Source organism: Deltaproteobacteria bacterium, assembly GCA_005879535.1.
In the GTDB taxonomy this organism is placed as follows: Bacteria; Myxococcota; Myxococcia; order Myxococcales; family 40CM-4-68-19; genus 40CM-4-68-19.
The window spans coordinates 10,951-28,484 of sequence record VBKI01000057.1 but is presented as its reverse complement, the minus strand read 5'-3'; the positions used below and the strand labels follow the sequence as shown (position 1 = coordinate 28,484).

Annotated in this window: 14 protein-coding genes and 2 pseudogenes (1 of these 16 running past the window's edge); 6 read left to right on the top strand and 10 right to left on the bottom strand. The window is 67.0% G+C overall.

Annotation, left to right across the window (positions count from 1 at the left end; genetic code table 11):
- Positions 1–100: 100 nt before the first annotated feature.
- Complete coding sequence (locus E6J58_08580) at positions 101–964, top strand: DNA adenine methylase (GenBank protein TMB38599.1); 864 nt, start codon at positions 101–103, stop codon at positions 962–964.
- Complete coding sequence (locus tag E6J58_08575; GenBank protein TMB38598.1) at positions 961–2,262, top strand: amidohydrolase family protein; 1,302 nt, start codon at positions 961–963, stop codon at positions 2,260–2,262. The genes E6J58_08580 and E6J58_08575 overlap by 4 nt, the downstream gene beginning before the upstream one ends.
- Here E6J58_08575 and E6J58_08570 read toward each other — a convergent pair.
- From E6J58_08570 to E6J58_08550, 5 genes are read right to left on the bottom strand one after another with little or no spacing between them, the layout of a single operon-like run.
- Positions 2,222–2,884 (bottom strand): hypothetical protein, encoded by a 663-nt coding sequence (locus tag E6J58_08570; GenBank protein ID TMB38597.1) that lies wholly within the window; start codon positions 2,882–2,884, stop codon positions 2,222–2,224. The genes E6J58_08575 and E6J58_08570 overlap by 41 nt on opposite strands.
- Positions 2,885–2,940: 56 nt before the next feature.
- Entirely contained in the window at positions 2,941–3,618 is a 678-nt protein-coding gene (locus tag E6J58_08565; GenBank protein ID TMB38596.1) for an ABC transporter ATP-binding protein, read from the bottom strand.
- A 1-nt stretch (position 3,619) separates the two neighbouring features.
- The gene (locus E6J58_08560; protein TMB38595.1) at positions 3,620–5,692 is read right to left on the bottom strand and encodes an FtsX-like permease family protein; all 2,073 of its coding nucleotides are present in this window, start codon (positions 5,690–5,692) and stop codon (positions 3,620–3,622) included.
- Positions 5,689–7,248, bottom strand: coding sequence for a lysine--tRNA ligase (gene lysS / locus E6J58_08555; GenBank protein TMB38594.1), 1,560 nt, complete (start codon positions 7,246–7,248; stop codon positions 5,689–5,691). The genes E6J58_08560 and lysS overlap by 4 nt, the downstream gene beginning before the upstream one ends.
- A 13-nt stretch (positions 7,249–7,261) precedes the next feature.
- The gene (locus E6J58_08550) at positions 7,262–8,584 is read right to left on the bottom strand and encodes an MFS transporter (protein TMB38593.1); all 1,323 of its coding nucleotides are present in this window, start codon (positions 8,582–8,584) and stop codon (positions 7,262–7,264) included.
- 3 nt (positions 8,585–8,587) lie between these two features.
- On the opposite strand from E6J58_08550, the gene mtgA reads away from it, so the two are divergent.
- Positions 8,588–9,355 carry a monofunctional biosynthetic peptidoglycan transglycosylase gene (mtgA, locus tag E6J58_08545; protein ID TMB38592.1) on the top strand — a complete coding sequence of 256 codons (768 nt, stop codon included), beginning with the start codon at positions 8,588–8,590 and terminating at the stop codon, positions 9,353–9,355.
- Between the two features lie 719 nt (positions 9,356–10,074).
- Here the strand turns inward: mtgA and E6J58_08540 are convergent.
- From E6J58_08540 to E6J58_08530, 3 genes and pseudogenes are all read right to left on the bottom strand, one after another.
- A pseudogene (locus E6J58_08540) lies at positions 10,075–11,424 on the bottom strand (TRAP transporter large permease subunit).
- Positions 11,421–12,083: a TRAP transporter small permease subunit gene (locus E6J58_08535; GenBank protein TMB38591.1), complete on the bottom strand. Its 663-nt coding sequence runs from the start codon at positions 12,081–12,083 to the stop codon at positions 11,421–11,423. The pseudogene E6J58_08540 and the gene E6J58_08535 overlap by 4 nt, the downstream one beginning before the upstream one ends.
- Before the next feature lie 71 nt (positions 12,084–12,154).
- A complete protein-coding gene (locus tag E6J58_08530) occupies positions 12,155–13,321 on the bottom strand; it encodes a twin-arginine translocation signal domain-containing protein (GenBank protein ID TMB38590.1) in 1,167 nt (388 codons plus the stop codon).
- 173 nt (positions 13,322–13,494) lie between these two features.
- Between E6J58_08530 and E6J58_08525 the strand changes: the two genes are divergently transcribed.
- From E6J58_08525 to E6J58_08515, 3 genes are read left to right on the top strand one after another with little or no spacing between them, the layout of a single operon-like run.
- The gene (locus E6J58_08525) at positions 13,495–13,920 is read left to right on the top strand and encodes a hypothetical protein (protein TMB38635.1); all 426 of its coding nucleotides are present in this window, start codon (positions 13,495–13,497) and stop codon (positions 13,918–13,920) included.
- 28 nt (positions 13,921–13,948) lie between these two features.
- Positions 13,949–14,404: a glyoxalase/bleomycin resistance/extradiol dioxygenase family protein gene (locus E6J58_08520; protein ID TMB38589.1), complete on the top strand. Its 456-nt coding sequence runs from the start codon at positions 13,949–13,951 to the stop codon at positions 14,402–14,404.
- Between the two features lie 3 nt (positions 14,405–14,407).
- On the top strand, positions 14,408–16,201 hold the full coding sequence (locus E6J58_08515) for a tetratricopeptide repeat protein (GenBank protein ID TMB38588.1): 1,794 nt from the start codon (positions 14,408–14,410) through the stop codon (positions 16,199–16,201).
- Between the two features lie 8 nt (positions 16,202–16,209).
- On the opposite strand, the gene E6J58_08510 is transcribed toward E6J58_08515, so the two are convergent.
- Together E6J58_08510 and E6J58_08505 are read right to left on the bottom strand one after the other, a co-directional pair.
- On the bottom strand, positions 16,210–17,499 hold the full coding sequence (locus E6J58_08510) for a HupE/UreJ family protein (GenBank protein TMB38587.1): 1,290 nt from the start codon (positions 17,497–17,499) through the stop codon (positions 16,210–16,212).
- A gap of 32 nt (positions 17,500–17,531) precedes the next feature.
- A pseudogene (locus E6J58_08505) lies at positions 17,532–17,534 on the bottom strand (hypothetical protein) (it continues 1,629 nt past the right edge of the window).

Genomic DNA, 17,534 nt, shown 5'->3' with positions numbered 1-17,534 from the left:
TTCGCTCCATTTTGTGGCGTGCGGGCCTCGCGGCTGTCAACTTTGCCATCTCAAAACACGTTTTCTTGCGCCCAAATCCGCCCATGCTACCCACGCCCGCATGCCCGTCGTGCAGCTCCGCCGCCCGGAATCAGCTCTGCGCACCTCGTTTCCCGAGGACGGCGTCAGGGCGGCACCGTTCCTCAAATGGGTCGGCGGCAAGACCTCGCTCCTCCCCGAGCTGCTCCGCCACGTCCCCCCGCGCATCCGCCGATATCACGAGCCGTTCGTCGGCGGCGGCGCCCTCTTTTTCGCCGTCGTACCCCGCCGCGCCGTCCTCAGCGACAACAACGCCGAGCTCGTCCACTGTTACCGCCAGGTCCGCGACGACGTCCACGCCGTCCTCGCAGCGCTCGCGCGGCACGTCTACGAACGGCAGCATTACCAGGGCGTCCGCGCCCTCGATCCGCTCCACCTCTCTTCCGCCGAGCGCGCCGCCCGGTTCATCTACCTGAACAAGACATGCTTCAACGGCCTCTGGCGCGTGAACCGCGCCGGGCGCTTCAACGTCCCCATCGGACGCTACACGAATCCGCGCTTCTACGACCCGGGGGCGCTGCTCGCCGCCAGCAGCGTGCTGGCGCGGACGGACCTCCTCCACGCGCCGTTCGAGGATGCGATCCTCAAGGCCGCGCCCGGCGATTTCGTCTACCTCGATCCGCCGTACGATCCCGTCTCCGCCACCTCCAGCTTCGCCAGTTACACGGCCGACGGCTTCACCTGGGACGATCAGAAGCGCCTCGCGCGCGCCTGCATCGCCTTGAACCGGCGGGGAGTCCGATTCCTGCTCTCCAATTCCGCCACCGATCGGGTGCGGGAGCTCTATCGCGGTTTCGAGCAGCGCCTGGTCCGGGCGCCGCGGTTCATCAATTCGAAAGCGGAGTGCCGCGGGCGGGTCGATGAACTGCTAGTCTTCAACGCATGATCCTGCTCGCGCTGCTGCTCGCCGCCGCGCCTCGCGTGGTCTACGTGAAGGCGGGACGGCTCTTCGACGGTCTCTCCGAGTCGTACAAACAGAACGTCGCGCTGAAGATCGAGAACGACCGCATTGCCGCGACGAACGTCTCCATCCCGCCGGGGGCGCGCGTCATCGATCTTTCCAACGCGACGGTGCTGCCGGGCTTGATCGACTGCCACGTGCACCTCGAGTCGCGCGCGGACCACTTCGAGGACATCTGGACCTTCAAGACCTCGCCGCTCGCGCCCGCGATGACGGCGGTGGTCCACGCCAGGCGCACGCTGGAAGCAGGCTTCACCACCGTGCGCGACGTCGGCTCCGAGCCGTTCCTTGCCGCCGACCTTCGCGACCTGATCAACGAAGGCTACTTCCCGGGGCCACGCATCGTGGCCAGCGGCCCCTGCATCAGCATCACGGGAGGTCACTGCGATCTGAACCACTATCCTCCCAACGTGCGCGTCGACCTCTACCCGCTCGAGCGCGACTTCCACGTCGCCGACGGCGCCGATCAGCTCCGTCATGTCATCCGCGCCCATGTCCAGCACGGCGTCGACGTGATCAAGGTCGCGGCCAGCGGCGGCGTGTTCTCCCGCGGCGACACTCCCGGAGCCCCACAATTCACGTACGAGGAGCTGCGGGTCGCAGTGGAGGAAGCGCACAAGGCCGGCCGTCGCATCGCGGCGCACGCCCATGGCACCCAGAGCATCAAGGACGCCACACGCGCCGGCATCGACTCCATCGAGCACGGCACCCTGATCGACGACGAAGGCATCCGCCTGATGAAGGAGCGCGGCACCTTCCTGGTCGGCGACGTCTACAACGACGACTACATCCTCGCTCACGCCGAGGACTTGCGCATCCCGCGGGAGTACGTCGACAAGGAACGCGCCATCGGCCAGATCCAGCGCGACAACTGGGCGAAGGCGGTCAGGGCAGGAGTCCGCGTCGCCTTCGGGACCGACGCCGGCATCTACCCGCACGGCGACAACGCGAAGCAGTTCGCCTGGATGGTGCGCCTCGGTCTCTCCCCGGCGCGCGCCATCCTCGCCGCCACCGCCTGGGCCGCGGAGCTGCTCGATCGGCAGAAAGACGTCGGCACCGTCCAGGCCGGCCGTTACGCCGACCTGATTGCGGTGCCGGGCGATCCCTTGAAGGACGTGCGCGTCCTCGAGCGCGTGCCCTTCGTGATGAAGGGTGGCGCGGTGATCAAGGACGAGCTGTCCGCTACTTCGGCTGGTCCTGCGAGCTCGAGCTCTTCGAGGTAGCGTCGATCTTCAGCGCCTTCGCCTTGCCATCGATCATCTGGTAGCTAGCGCGGACGTCGCTGCCCGGCTGCAGCTGCGAGACGGACGAGGTCTGGCCGTTCAGCGTCACCGCCGTGGTGTCGGTGATCTGGAGCTGTAGGAGATCCTTGTCCTGCGTCCGGATCTGCAGCTGATCGCTGCCCGCCTGCACCACCGTACCGCGCGCGCTCTGCTCCTGCGTCCACGTCTGCTGGTTCTTCTGCATGGAGCTCTGCGTCTGCTGCGACTCGGTGCGCTGCGTCTGCATCGCCTGCGTCTGCTGCTGGCTGGCCTCCGACTGCGCCGTCTTCGTCGCCTGCTGCGCATCGCGCTGCGCCTGCTCCGCCTTGGCCGTCTGGCTGCGCAGCTGAGCCTGCGCATCCGCGAGCTCCTTCTGCTTCTTCGTCACGTTCTGCTGCGCCTGCTCGGCCTTCGCCTGCTCGTCGGACGCCTTCTTCTGCGCGTCGGCCGCCGCCTGGAGGGACTGGTGCGCCTGGTCCTGCTGCGTCCGCGTCTCCGACTTCTTGGCGTTGTCCGAGCCGCCGCCGAACATCGCGCAGCCGAAGCTGAGCGCGACCGCCGCGACCCACATCGTGTTTCGCATCGTGAAAATCTCCTGAGCTGTTCCCTCCCGCGCCGAAGATGCGAACGGAACGCTGGTTAAGCATCCGCAACCAGGCCCTCGGACAGCCGCAGCCGTCGTGGCATCCGCTCGGCCAGCCGGGGATTGTGCGTCACGACGATCGCCGCGATTCCCAGACGCTGGTTCAGTTCGACCAGGAGGTGGTGGATGCCTTCTCCGGTGGCCTCGTCGAGGTTACCGGTCGGCTCGTCGGCCAGCAGCAGCCGTGGCTTCAGGACCAACGCCCGGGCGAGCGCAACCCGCTGCTGCTCGCCGCCCGAAAGCTCGCCCGGCTTGTGGTCGAGCCGGTGGCCGAGCCCCACGATCTCGAGCATCTCCTCCGCCTGCGTCTCCGCCTGCTCCCGCGACAGCCGATTGATCATTCCGGGCATCGACGCGTTCTGCAGCGCGGTGAATTCGGGCAGGAGGTAGTGGAACTGGAAGACGAATCCGACGCTGCGATTCCGGAACGCCGCCAGTTCCTCTTCGGTCATGGCAAAGGCGTCGCGCCCGTCGAACAGCACCTCTCCGCCGGTGGGCGGATCGAGCGTGCCGATGACGTGCAGGAAGGTGCTCTTGCCCACTCCGCTCGGTCCCACCAGCGAGGCCATCTCGCCGCCCTCGAGCGAGAAGCTGGCGCCGCGCAGGACATGGATCTCCTTCTCCCCGAGCCAGTACGACTTGTGCACCTGCCGCGCTTCGACGAGGGGAGCCAAGTCATTCCTCCCGCAGCCCGTCCACCGGCGAGAGTCGGCTGGCCTTGGTCGCGGGATAGAGCGTCGCCAGATAGCTGAGCGCGAGCGAGATCGCGGCCACCATCACGAACTGCCCGCCGTCCACGTTCACTGGCAGATTCGAGATGTAATAGACGTCGGGGTCGAGCTGGAGCCCGAACTTTTCGATGAACGAGCAGGAAGCGAGCCCCAACAGAAGACCCATCGCCGTGCCGATGGCGCCGATGGTCAGCCCCTCGACCACGAAGATCTTCATGACGCTCGCATCGCGCGCGCCCATCGACTTGAGGATGGAGATCTCCTTGGTCTTCTCCAGCACCAGCATGATCAGCGTGCTGAGGATGTTGAAGCACGCGACCAGGACGATGAAGGTGAGGATGATGGCCATCGCCAGCTTCTCCAGCTTCAGCGCGGAGAAGAGGTTGCGGTTCAGCTCCGCCCAGTCCTTGGTGCGGTAGGGAAATCCGCCGAGGGCCGCCACCACGCGGCGCCCGAGCGCGCGAGCGGCATCGACGTCGGCGAACTTCAGCTCGAGCCCGACGACGTTGTCGCCCATGCGGAAGAACTTCTGCGCCTCGGGGATGCCGATGTAGACGAACTTCGAGTCGTATTCGTACATCCCCGAGTAGAGGATGCACGCCACCCGGAAGGGACGGCTGCGCGGCACCGGCCCGGTCGGCGTCATCTCGCCGAGCGGCGTGAGCACGTTGACCACGTCGCCCACCCAGGCGCGGAGCTGGTGCGACATCTCCTTGCCGATGCAGATGCCCGCGAGGTTGCGCAGCGCCTCCGGATCGAGCTTTGGCGCCTCCTCGGGATGCGCCTGGCGCCGCTTGAGCGTGTCCTCCAGGTACTGCTCGTACTCGGGTCCCCCGAGCTGCTTCGCGGCCTCGCCGCGCGGCTCCACCACCCGTTCGCTTCCGGGAATGTCCTGCGGCTTGGAGAGCCAACCCAGCTCGCCGGCGATCACCTGCCGCGGCAGCTCGCTCACCGAGCCCGCGGTCCCCGCGTCGATGCCTTTCAGCTCCGCGCCGGTGACGGTCTGTCCGTGCGAGAGGATCACCTCGTTGAGGATGAACGGCGAGACCCCGACGATGCCGGGAACGGCGGACACCTTCGGCATCACCGATCGCCACTCCGAGAAGTCCGCCGAATACTTCAGCAGCAGCGCGTGCGAATTGGTGCCGAGGATCTTGCGCTTGAGATCCGACTCGAATCCGCTCATCACCGAGAGCACCACGGTCAGCGCCCAGACGCCGACGGCGACGCCGGCCACGGAGATTCCCGTCATCACCACGGTCGCGGGACGCTTGCGCCGCTGCCCAGGCTGTAGCCTCGCCAGCTGCGCGCGGTGGTGGATCCACCTGCCCACGGCGGTCAGCGAGGCGAGAACCACCGCGACCGTGAAGAGGATGTGCATCGGATGGATCAGGACCCGCTGATGCGGATCGCGCAGCGACGCGCCGATCCCGAGCGCGTAGAACAGCCCCGGCGGAAGGACCGCAAGCAACGCCAGCGTGAATGCGGTGCGGCGGTTCAACCTCAGATGCGTGCGGGCGATGCCCCATTCGTAGCCGAGGCGCGGGTCGACGTGTCCGTTCGCGCCGATCAGCATCCCGAACGACGCGCCCCACATCGCCAGCAGCCACGACGCCGCGGCTGCGCAGAGCGCCCACACCACCAGCTCCCCACCGCTGGCGAAGAACCGGTCGTACGAGAACGAAGGCGGCTTGAGCGTACGCAACAGGAAGAAGGTCGCGACTCCGAACAGCGACGAGGCGACCACGTTCTCCACCGGCCGATACCCGCGCCCGAGAAAGCTGAGGGCGAAGCCGGAAAGCAGGAACCAGAGCCCTTCCGCGCCAAACGAGATGGCGGTCACGGCGTCGCGCGACAGCGTCGACGCCGAACCGAGCCAGAGCGCCAGCGAGTACTGCATCGCCGCACCGATCAGAAACAGCATCAACGCAGCGAGAGAGACGAGCGAAGCGCGCGCGCCCGCCCTGGCCGCGCCGCGCTCGTCCGCGCGCGGGCCCGGCCGCCAGCGGATGTTCAACTGTTCTCCTCAGGCTTGAGCAGGGGGAAGAGGACGACGTCGCGGATGCTGGGAGAGTCGGTGAAGAGCATTGCCAGCCGGTCGATGCCCACTCCTTCTCCGGCGGTGGGCGGCATCCCGTGCTCCAACGCGCGGACGTAGTCGCGGTCCCAGGGCATCGTCTCCTCGTCGCCACGGGTCGCCGCTTCCACCTGGGCGCGAAAGCGCTCTTCCTGGTCGCGCGGGTCGTTCAATTCGGAAAAGGCATTGGCGATCTCCATCCCGCCGGCAAACGCCTCGAACCTGTCTACGAGCCGCGGCTCGGAGTCCCGCTTGCGCGCCAGCGGCGAGATCTCCAGCGGAAAGTCCACCACGAAACAGGCCCGGCCCTTCGGCAGCATGGGTTCCACCAACGCTTCGAACGCCCAGGCGATCTTTTCCCCCGCCGACGGCGCCTTGGCGAATTTCTCCCTCATCTCCCGGTCCTCGACGCGGCCCAGCCACTGGTCCGGGGAAAGCCTCGCCAGCGCGTCCAGCTGCTCGGACTCGGTGCCGCCGGCGCGATAGATCTTCGCCACCTCGCCCAGCATCGAGATGCGCGGCCAGGGCGGCTCGAGCTTGATCTTCGTCCCCTGGAACGTCACCTCGTCCGCGCCGGTGACCTCGGTGGCGAGCCGCGCGATCATCTGCTCGGTCAACACCATCAGGTCTTCGTACGTCGCGTACGCCTGGTAGAACTCGAGCATGGTGAACTCGGGATTGTGCCTGCGATCGATCCCCTCGTTCCGGAACACGCGGCCGATCTCGTAGACCCGTTCCAGGCCGCCGACGACCAGCCGCTTCAGGTGCAGCTCGAGCGCGATCCGCAATTTCAGATCGAGGTCCAGCGCGTTGTGGTGCGTTTCGAACGGCTTCGCCGTCGCTCCCCCCGCCTCCTCTGGCTTGTGCAGCACCGGCGTCTCCACCTCGATGAAGTCGCGCTCGTCGAGGAACTGCCGCAAGCCGGCGATCAGCCTCGTCCGCCGCCGGAAGATCTCGCGCACCTGAAGGCTCGCGGCCAGGTCGACGTAGCGCTGCCGGTAGCGCGTCTCGTGATCGGTCAGCCCGTGCCACTTCTCCGGCGGCGGACGCAGCGCCTTGGTGAGGACGCGATATTCCGCCGCCTCGATCGAGAGCTCGCCGGTCTTCGTCCGCATGGCGCGACCGCGCGCGAAGACGATGTCGCCCAGATCGGTGAGCTTCAGCAGCTCGTACGCCGGGTCGCCGACCTTGTCCTTCTTGACGAAGATCTGCAGGTCTCCGGTCCGGTCGCGCAGGCTGAGGAAGCTCGCTTTCCCCATGGTGCGCAAAGCCACGACCCGCCCCGCCACGCCGTACGGCTCGCTCTGGTCCTGCTCCAGCCGTCCGGCATCGTCATCGGCGTGTCGGACGCGCACGAACTCGGTCGTGTGCGGAACGGAAACGCCGTTTCCGTACGGATGCGCTCCCTTCTCCCGCAACATCTGCGCCTTCTGCTCGCGGAGGCGGATCTGATCCTCGATCGAGCTGGTCGCTCCAGCCTGGGGAAGGTCGGCCATGGGGAGCGTCTCTTTACCCTCTTGCGCCCTGCCCTGTCACCTCGAACGCCCTCTGCGCGAAGCCCCAGTACGCGAGCGGAACGAGCGCGATCAGGCCGCAGCCCGCCATCAGGGCGCGCGGCGAAACGTCGCGGTCGAGCAGCAGTCCGGTCGCGAGCGTGCTGGCGGACAGCGCCAGCATGAATCCGCCGATCTCCGCTGCGGCGACCCGTCCCCGCACCGCATCCGGGACGATGCGCTGCAGGAGCGTCGAGCCGCTGGTCCAGAGGATGCTCCCTCCGGCGTTCGCGACCGCGAGGGCGATCGCGGCGTACCCGATCGCGGAACTGAGCGCGAACCCGACGTAGCAGATCGCCAGCAGCGCGAACGCGCCGGAGATGCCGCGCCGAAGGCCTCGCTCGTCAGTGCCGGAGATCCGGAACGCCGCGAAAGGCCCGGCGAAGCTCCCTACGCCGCGCGCCGTCCACAGGATCGCGATCCCCGCGCCGTTTCCCTGCGCGAACACCTTCTCGCCGAACCAGGCGAGCAACACGAGAACGCCGCCGAGCGTGAGCCCGAAGCTGGCCTTCACCGCGAGCAGCGCGCGGACGCGCCGGTGCGAGCGGACGTAGGCGACTCCTTCCCGCAGATCGCGAACGCCGAGAAGGTTCTCGATCTGCGAGCCAGGCGCCCGCGCCTCCTCCACCATCTCCATCGCCTGCCGATCGGCGCGGTTCGCATATCCGGAGGGCAGCCGCGCGATCAGGGCGGCCGAGACGAGAAAGCTGGCCGCGTCGGCCGCGAACGCCAGGTCCCGCCCGACCACGGCGAGGGCGACGCCGCCGAGGGCGGAGCCGACGGCCAGCGTCGCGGCCCAGAGCGAGTTCTCCAGGGTGGCCGCAAGCGGATAGTCGGCCTCGCTGACGAGGTTCGGCAACATCGCCTGCTGGGCAGGCTCGAAGAAAGCGCTCACCAGCGAATGAGCGGTGACCACCCCGTAGGCGATCCAGGCTTGGTCAGGACGGCGGATGAACAGCAGGCAGAGCACGAGACCCGCGCGCAGAACGTCGCTCACGATCATGATTGCGCGCCTGGAGAGCCGATCCGCCACGATTCCCGCGGCCGGACCCGCCAGGAACATCGGCACGAACCGGGTCAGGAGCGCGAAAGCGACCGCCTCGCCTTTTCCGGTCAACTCCAGGAGCAACGAGAACAGCGCCACCACGTTGAACCAGTCGCCCAGCTGGGACACCGCGTTCGCTGCGTACAGTGTGCGGAAATTCCGGTTGTCCCGCAAAACGCCGGCGAGGCGTCGAAATGAAAAGGAGGCAGCCAAGGGGTCGCGTTTATACTCGATGCGATGGCGTTCGAAGCATCGGCACTACGGCCTGCGGGCAGCACGGCGGCCGTCATCTTCTTTTGCCTGCTGGCAGGAGCTGGTTCCCTCTGGACCACGCTTCCGTCTGCCGCGCCTTTCCGGCGCGGGAACCCTTCGACCACCGCCCTGATCGAGGCACGCGCGGAGGAGGCCCGCGAACAGGGCCGCGCGGCGCGGCGCAACCAGCATTGGGTGCCGCTCACCCGGATCTCCCCCTGGCTGCAGCTCGCCGTAGTTCACAGCGAGGATGCCCGCTTTTTCGAGCACGACGGGATCGACGTCGAGCAGACGAAGATCGCGCTGACGACCGCCGTCGAGGACGGCCACTTCCACCGCGGCGCGTCGACCATCACCCAGCAGCTGGCGAAAAATCTCTGGCTCGGCGAGGAACGGACGTTGTGGAGGAAGGTCCGGGAGGTGATCCTGGCGCGCCGCCTGGAGAATCTGGGGAAGCTGCGTGTGCTCGAGCTGTACTTGAACATCGCCGAATGGGGAGACGGCATCTACGGCGCAGACGCCGCTGCGCGGGTCTGGTTCGAGAAGCCGGCCTCGCAGCTGCTGCCCGAAGAGTCGGCGATCCTCGCCGCGATGCTGCCCGCGCCGCGCAAGCGCAACCCGCTGCGTCCATCGAAGGCATTGCGGAAGCGAGCCCACGAGGTGCTGCAGCTGTACTACATGTATCAGGAGCTCTCGCACGATGAGCTCGTGCAGGCGCGCTGGCGTCTCGATGCGCTCCTCGCAGGTTTCTGACGGGCGAGTGCTCAGCCGCCGTACAGGAATTCCGGAAGCCAGAGCGTCATCCCCGGCCAGACGTACATGAACACCAGGCAGATGAGGACGATCACCATGTACGGCATCATCCCGGCGAAGATCTGGTTCAGCGTGACGTGCTTTGGCGCGACCCCTTTCAGGTAGAACGCGGACATCGCAACGGGGGGAGAAAGGAACGCCGCCTGCAGGTTCACGGCGACCATGGTGCCGAAGAGAATCGGATCGATCTGGAAGTGGGTCAGAAGCGGGATGAAGATCGGGCAGAAGATCACGATGATCTCCGTCCATTCGAGCGGCCAGCCGAGAAGGAAGATGATCAGCTGGGCGATGACCAGGAACCCGACCGGCGACAGGTTCATCCCCAGCACCCAACGCTCGATCAGCGATTGGCCGCCGTGCAGCGCGAAGACGGCGGAGAACAGCGCCGAGCCGACGAAGAGCCAGCAAACCATCGCCGTCGTCTTCGCGGTGAGGAAGGTGGCCTGCTTGAGGTTCTCGCGGAGCTCCGGCGACCTGCGCAGATTGCTGAGACCCGGCACGACGGTGCCGACGAACGTCGCTCCGATGAATGCCGAGACCAGGATGGTGATGAAATGATCGAGGAAGTCGGATCTGTCCCACGCGCCCCGCAAGACGGCGAGCCCGCCGCCGAAGACGGCCCCGACGAGCGTCCACCATCCCACCTGGCGCGGGTACCGGGCCATCACGGCCAGGTACAGGGCGCCGAGCGCGCCGATCGCCGCCGACTCCGTCGCGGTGGTGATCCCGAACAGGATCACTGACAGCACCACGAACGTCAGCACTCCGAGGGGGACCACCGACGCGATCAGCTCCTTCAGGATCTCGAGCTGCTCGCCGTCCATGCGCCAGTAGTAGATTGCGAGCAGCAGCGCCGTCAGCGCCGCCAGTCCCCAGAGCCACTGGTAGAAATGCTCGGGAACGTGGCTGCCGCCCTTCGTCGGGGCGGGTTCGGCCAGGGAAGTCATCTCCTCGGGCGGACCGTCCTGGGTGGCAGAGGAGGCCGCTTCCGCTGGCGCCGCCGAGCCCAATTCCTCTAGCTGCTCGTCGGCGGGGGGGCCCACGGGATTGGCCGGAGGATTGCGCGTCGCTGCGGCGACGGCGGCAGGCCGCGCCACACCTTCCTGCGGGGCGTTGTGGATGACCACGTACCACCACCCGGCCGCGAACGTGCCGAGAGCCAGGACGAGCGGGACCAGCACCGCCAGCACGTTCTTCCAGATGAGCCCGTACGAGGCAGGCTTTCCCTCGGACCGGACGGCGCCGTCCACCAGGCTCGGACGGAACACCGCCGCGATCAGGCCGGGAACCACGCGGCGCGACGGGCCGCGCTCCAGCCGGCGGAGATACTCCGGCACGGCGATCTTGTACTGGTCGGGCGGCAATTTGGGCGCGATCTTCGGATTGATGACAGCCCAGCCGAGAACGTACACGAGGTACAGGAAGGTGAGGAAGAAACCGGGCAGCATGGCCGCCGCGTACAGCTTGACGATGGACTGTCCGGCCACCGCCGCGTAGACGATCAGCATCACCGAGGGCGGAATGAGGATGCCGAGCGTCCCGCCCGCCGTGATCACTCCCGAAGCGAGCTTGATGTCGTAGCCTGCGCGCAGCATCGGGCGCAGCGAGATCACTCCCATCAGGACCACGACGGCGCCGACGATGCCCGAGGCGATGCCCCAGAAGGCGCAGACCAGGAGCGTGGTGACCGCCAGCGAAGCGGGGATCCGCCGGAACGCGAGCTGCACGCTGTGGAACATCTTGTCCACCAGCGCGGCCCTTTCCATGATGTAGCCCATGAAGACGAACAGCGGGACCGAGAGCAGGGTGTCGTTCGTCATCACCCCATAGGTCCGCTGCACGATCAGATCGAAGATCCGGTTGTCGTACCAGGGCAACCCGGGGGCGAGGAACGCGATGTAGCCGAAGATCATCCCCAGGCCCATCAGCGTGAAGGCGGTCGGAAAGCCCATCATGATCGCGATCACGATGAGGCCCAGCATGGTGAGGCCCAGCGCCGGGCTGCTCACGGCGCCTTCCCTACGGTGCGGTGGCGCGCGGCCTCGTCGATCGCTTTCGCCGAGTCCATGGCGACGCGGCGCGACTCCTCGTCCACGTACTCGCTCTTCGACAGCTGCGTGTCGATCACGTCGATCTCCTCGACGTCGGAGAGCCGGGAAGGCCACGCCCCCGTCCGCAGGCACTCGAAGCACCGGACGATCTCCGCCAACCCTTGCAGCATGACCAGGGCGCCCGCGATCGGGATTACCGTTTTGAAGTGGTAGACCGGCGGGCCCTCGGCCGTGACGGTCGAATGTTCCCCGATCCGCCAGGACAGCGCCGCGTAGTCGTAACCCGCGTAGATCAGTCCGAGGATCCCCGGAATGAAGAAGAGGAAGTACAGGGCCAGGTCGAGCGCCGCCTGCGTCCGGGGCCGCAGATACGTGTAGACGAAATCCGCGCGCACGTGCCCGCCCTGGGCCAGGGTGTAGGCGCCGCACATCATGAACAGCGTGCCGTACAGCATGTTGGTGAAGTCGAAGATCCACGCTGTGGGCGCGTTGAGGATGTATCGCTTGAACACTTCGACCGAGACCACGAAGGTGAGCGCGACGATCAGCCAGGCGAAGGCCTTGCCGGAGAAATAGCTGACGCGGTCGACCGCGCGGATCACGGCCTGGGCGCTCATCTGCGGTCAGAAGATCGCAGCCACCCGGCGGGGACCGGGTGGCTGGCTTTGCGGGCCGAGGTCACGGAGCGCTAGGTCTTCTTCCCGGCGGGGGTCGCGGCCTTCGGCGCCTTTCCGAAGTAGTGGTTGTAGGCCATGCGCCGTGGAACGTTCGTGTCCAGGTCCCACTTCACGGCGCGCTCGGCGAACTTGCGCTGGGATTCGACGATCTCCTTGAAGATCGGGTTCTCGGCCGACTTCTTCTCCTGGACGGTGTCGAACACCTCGAGCTGCTTCTGCAGGACTGAGTCCGGGGTCCGGAAGAACTTGACCTTGTCCTTGGTCTGCAGCTCGACGTAGTCCTTGGAGTAGCGGTCGATGGCCTTCCAGGACATGTCCGCCGACGCGGCCTCCACCGCGTTCGCGATGATCGCCTTCATCTTGTCCGGCAGCGCGTCGAATTTCCCCTTGTTGAAGAGGATCTCGAACTGCTCCGCGCTCTGGTGATAGCTCTGCAGCATGCAGGTCTTGGAGACGTCGGGGAAACCGAGGATGCGGTCGGAGGTCGCGTTGTTGAACTCGGCCGCCTCGATCAGGCCGCGGTCCAAAGCCGGCACGATCTCCGAGCCCGGAAGCGCATTGACCGCGGCGCCCATTCCCGTGAACAGGTCGATGGAGATGCCCACCGTCCGGAATTTCAGTCCCTTGAAGTCGTCGGGCTTGGTGATCGGCTTCTTGTACCAGCCCAGCGGCTGCGTGGGCATCGGGCCGTACGGGAAGGAGACGACGTTCGCGTTGATGGAATTGTAGAGCTTCTGGAGCAGCTCCTTGCCGCCGCCGTACTTGTGCCAGGCGAGCAGCATGTTCGCGTCCATGCCGAACGCGGGACTCGATCCCCAGAGCGCCAGCGCCTGCTGCTTGCCGTAGTGGTACACGAGCACGCCGTGTCCGCCGTCGAGCGTGCCCTTGGACACCGCGTCCAGCAGTCCGAACGCGGGGACCACCGCGCCCGCCGGCAGCACCTCGATCTTGAGGTCGCCGCCGGTCATGTCGTTGACCTTCTTGGCGTAGTCGAGCGCGTACTCGTGGAAGATGTCCTTCTGCGGCCAGGTGCTCTGCCAGCGCATGGCGATTGGCCCCTGGGCCTTGACGATCGCCGGGAATCCCAGGGTTGCCGCTCCCGCCGCCGCGGCGGCGCTGCCTTTCAGGAGGGAGCGGCGAGAGACGCGTTTGTCCTGCCCCGTCTTGAGCTGCTTCATGCTTTCCCCCTTGCTGTGGCCTGCGGTGGGCCTGCATCCGACTTTCGTCGCCCCAACTCGCGCTTCCACAGCGGATTAGTCAAGCCCGGCCGCCACGATAAGATGGCGCCATGGCGATGGCGGACGAGAAGCGCGCGGCTGATCTCGCGGAGCTGGAAGAGGCGAAAGCGCTGGTGCGCGGTCGACGTCTCCGTGGGGCCGGTGGCACGCCCGGCGGCTTCGGCACGTTCTTCGTCGGTCTGATCCTGACGGTGCTCGGCGGCTACCTGATCCTGAACCAGGTGCAGGTGACTTCCTCGTACACCTTCTTCGGTCTCTGGGGAGGAAACCGGACGGCGGGCTTCGGCCTGACGATGCTGCCGCTCCTGATCGGCATCGGTGTCCTGTTCTTCGACGGCAAGAGCAAGCTGGGTTGGATCCTCTCCATCGGTGGCCTGCTCACCATCCTCGCTGCGGTCCTGATGAGCCTCTCCATCCAGTGGGCGCCGACCACCCTGTTCAACACTCTTCTGATGTTCGGGCTGCTCGCCGGCGGAATGGGCCTGATCGCCCGCTCGCTGCGCGCGTATCCGGATCCGGAGCCCAACGCCTTGGAGTAGGATGCGCCGCCTCACCGGAGGTGGAAGCATGCCGAAGGCAATCCCCGAGGGGCTGCACAGCGTCACCCCAGCGCTCACCGTCGATGGTTGCGCGGAGGCGATCGAAACCTGGAAGAAAGCGTTCGGCGCCGAGGAGCGGTTCCGCGCCCCGGATCCGAGCGGGAAGAAGATCTGGCACGCCGAGCTTCGCGTCGGAGATTCGGCAATCTTCTGCAACGACGCGATGCCCGAGATGCCGCAGACGCCGAAGCAGATCAGGCTGTGGATCTACACCGAGGGCGTGGACCGCGCGTTCGAGCGGGCAAAGGGGGCCGGTCTCAAGGTGGCAACGCCGCCAAGCGACATGTTCTGGGGCGACCGCATCGCGGAAGTGCACGACCGCTGGGGCAACCAGTGGGTGCTGGCGCAGCACGTGAAGGACATGAGCCCGGCGGAGATGAAGAAGGCGCAGGACGACTTCGTCGCGAAGATGTCGAAGAAGTAGCCCGTGGTCGACGGCGGAACGGCCCGTTCCTTCGGCCCACGGGACGGGCTGTTCCTCGCCGCGCTGCTGGCAGCGATTCTCCTCGTCTACAGGCCAGCCTGGAGCGGCGGCTTCCTCTGGGACGACGCGGCCCACCTGACCCGCGGCGATCTGCGCTCCTGGCAAGGCCTGTGGCGGATCTGGTTCGACCCCGGAGCCACCCAACAGCACTACCCGCTGGTGCACAGCGCGTTCTGGCTGCAGCAGCGGCTGTGGGGAAACGATCCCACCGGCTATCACCTCGTCACCGTGCTGCTGCACTTCGGCGCGGCTCTGCTGGTGGCGCTCAACCTGCGCAAGCTCGCCGTGCCCGGCGCGTATCTCGCGGCCGCCATCTTCGCGCTGCACCCGGTGCACGTGGAATCGGTGGCATGGATCACCGAGCTGAAGAACACGCTCTCCGCCGTCTTCTATCTGGGCGCGGCGCTGGCCTGGCTGCATTTCGAGGAGCGGCGGCAGCTTCGGACATGGCTGCTGGCGCTGCTTCTCTTCGCGCTCGCCCTCTGCAGCAAGACCGTGACGGCGACGCTGCCCGCCGCGCTTCTGCTGGTGCACTGGTGGCGCCGCGGACGGCCGTCGTGGCGGCGCGACGTCGTCCCGCTCCTCCCGTTCTTCGCCCTCGGCGCGGTGGCAGGTCTGTTCACCATCTGGGTGGAGCGGCGCCTGGTGGGCGCCGAAGGCGCGGCATTCGATCTCAGCGCCGCGCAGCGGGGCCTGATCGCCGGCCGCGCCGCCTGGTTCTATCTCGGCAAGCTCGTGTGGCCTGCCGACCTCGTCTTCATCTATCCGCGCTGGAACGTCGATGCGGTGGCCCTCTCCCAATATCTCTACCCTGCGGCGGCAGTCGCAGCCGTCGGTGGACTGTGGGCGCGGCGCAAACGCTTTCCCGGCGCGCTCGCCGCGGCGCTCTTCTTCCTTGGTACGCTGTTTCCCGCCCTCGGCTTCTTCGACGTCTACCCGTTCCTCTTCTCGTTCGTCGCCGATCACTTCCAGTACCTGGCGAGCATCGGCATCATCGCGCTAGCAGCTTCCGGAATCGCGTCGATGCCGCGACGTCGCGCGGGTCAGGGCGTGTCCCTGGCCGTCCTCGCGATCCTCGCCGCGCTGACCTGGAAGCAAAGCCACCTGTACGCGGACGCGGAGACGCTCTACCGCGCGACCATCCGGGGCAACCCGGCGTGCTGGATGGCCTACAACAATCTCGCGGGCTTGCTGATCTCGCGCGATGCAGCCGACGAGGCCGAAGGCCTCGCCCGCACGGCCCTGAAGCTCAAACCCGGTTATCCGGAGGCCCACAACAACCTCGCGCTGGCGCTCGCCCGTCGCGGGCAGTCCGACGAGGCGATCGTCCACTATCGCCAGGCGATCGAGCTCAGTCCTGGTTATGCCGAGGCGCGCAACAACCTCGGCTTCGCGCTCGCAGCCCGCGGCGATCTCGATGAAGCGATCTTCCAGTACCGCAAGGCCCTGGAGAGCGAGCCCGGCCGCGCCGGGATCCACTACAACCTGGCCATGGCGCTCGTCGCGCGCGGGCAGGTGCTCCCTGCCGTGTCCCATCTCCGTCGCGCCGTAGAGATGCAGCCGGACTTCCTGGAGGCGCACAACAACCTGGGGATCCTGCTCGCCCGCAGCGGGCGCCTGGACGAGGCGATCGAGCAGTTCCGGCAGGCGCTGGAGATCGCCCCCGGATCGCCAGAGGTGCGCAAAAATCTCGACGTTGCGCTCGGCGGTCGCCGCCGCGCAGATGACCCACGATGAGGTCGAGATCAGGACGGACGCTGGGCGGCCGGCTTCCGCGAGAGGAACGCACCGGCGCGCCGCCCAATGAACCGGACGGCCGCAGCCGCAATGAGCAACCCGGCAACCCAGCGCGCGAGGATCGCGAATGAAGCCGCGTCGAGCCGCGGCCACTCCGTCTTCCAGAGGATGTCGCCACGGTCGATCATCCAGTGCCAACCCGTGTGCGCGATGAGCGCGGAGAGGATGATGACTCCGATCCGCCCCGCAAGGACGTACCGGCGGAGGAGCGCGAGCGCGGGCAGCATCACGGCCAGCACCGCGACCTGTCCGATCTCGATCCCGACGTTGAACGAAAACAGCGAGACGAGCAGGTGGGTGCCGGCGAACTGGAGATTTTCCTTCAGGCCGTAGGAGAAGCCGAAGCCGTGCACGAGCCCGAAAAGCCCGGTCACCAGCCAGCGCCTCTTCAGATCAGCGCCGACGATGTTCTCCAGGGCCATGTAGACGATGGACGCGGCGATCGCCGTCTCGACGAAGGGCGGGAACCAGTCGCCGGTGGGGGCGAGCCCGTACGCCGAGCCGAGCAGCGTGAACGAGTGCGCGACGGTGAAAGCCGTGACGATACCGACGACCTGCCGGAAACGGAGGAAGGGGATGATCAGGCAGAACAGGAAGAGCAGGTGATCGAATCCGCTCAGGATGTGCCCGATCCCGAGCCCTACGAAGCCGCTGGCGGCCTGGTACCAGGCCGGATTGAGGCGGACCACGCCGGAGCGGCTGGTGATCACCATCGCTCGCCCTTGCTCGCCGAGCGGCAGGTAGCGGACGGCGAGCTTCAAGTAGTCCTTCAGCTCCGGAGCGATCGTGGTCCGGATCGTGAACCGCGAGTGCGGCGACTGGATGGCGTACGTGACGTGCGCGTCCACGTATCCCTGATCCACGTAGATGCCCGCATCCGCGGCGGGCGGCTGCGCAACGTGCGCGACCGCGTCCTGATAACTGTCGAAAGAGCGATCCGAGGGCAGCGAGAGGCGGCCGAGGGCGCTCTTGGGAACCAGCAGCCGCGTGTCCTCCCAGATCATGACGTCGTGGCCCACGGCTTCCGCCACCCGTTGGGTGGCCGGCCCAGCGTTGGCGAGATCGATCTCGGCACCTTTGACGGGAAACCGGACGGTCCTGGTGATGTGCAAGGGCAGCCGGATGACCAGGTGCAGCTCCTGGTCGTCCACCTTGACGAACGCGTTCATCAAGCTCTCGAGCTTGAACTCGTGCGCGTTCGCCGCCCGTACGTACAGCACGACGATTCCGAGGGCCATCGCGACCGGAACGGCCAGCGCGAGCGCACTTGCTA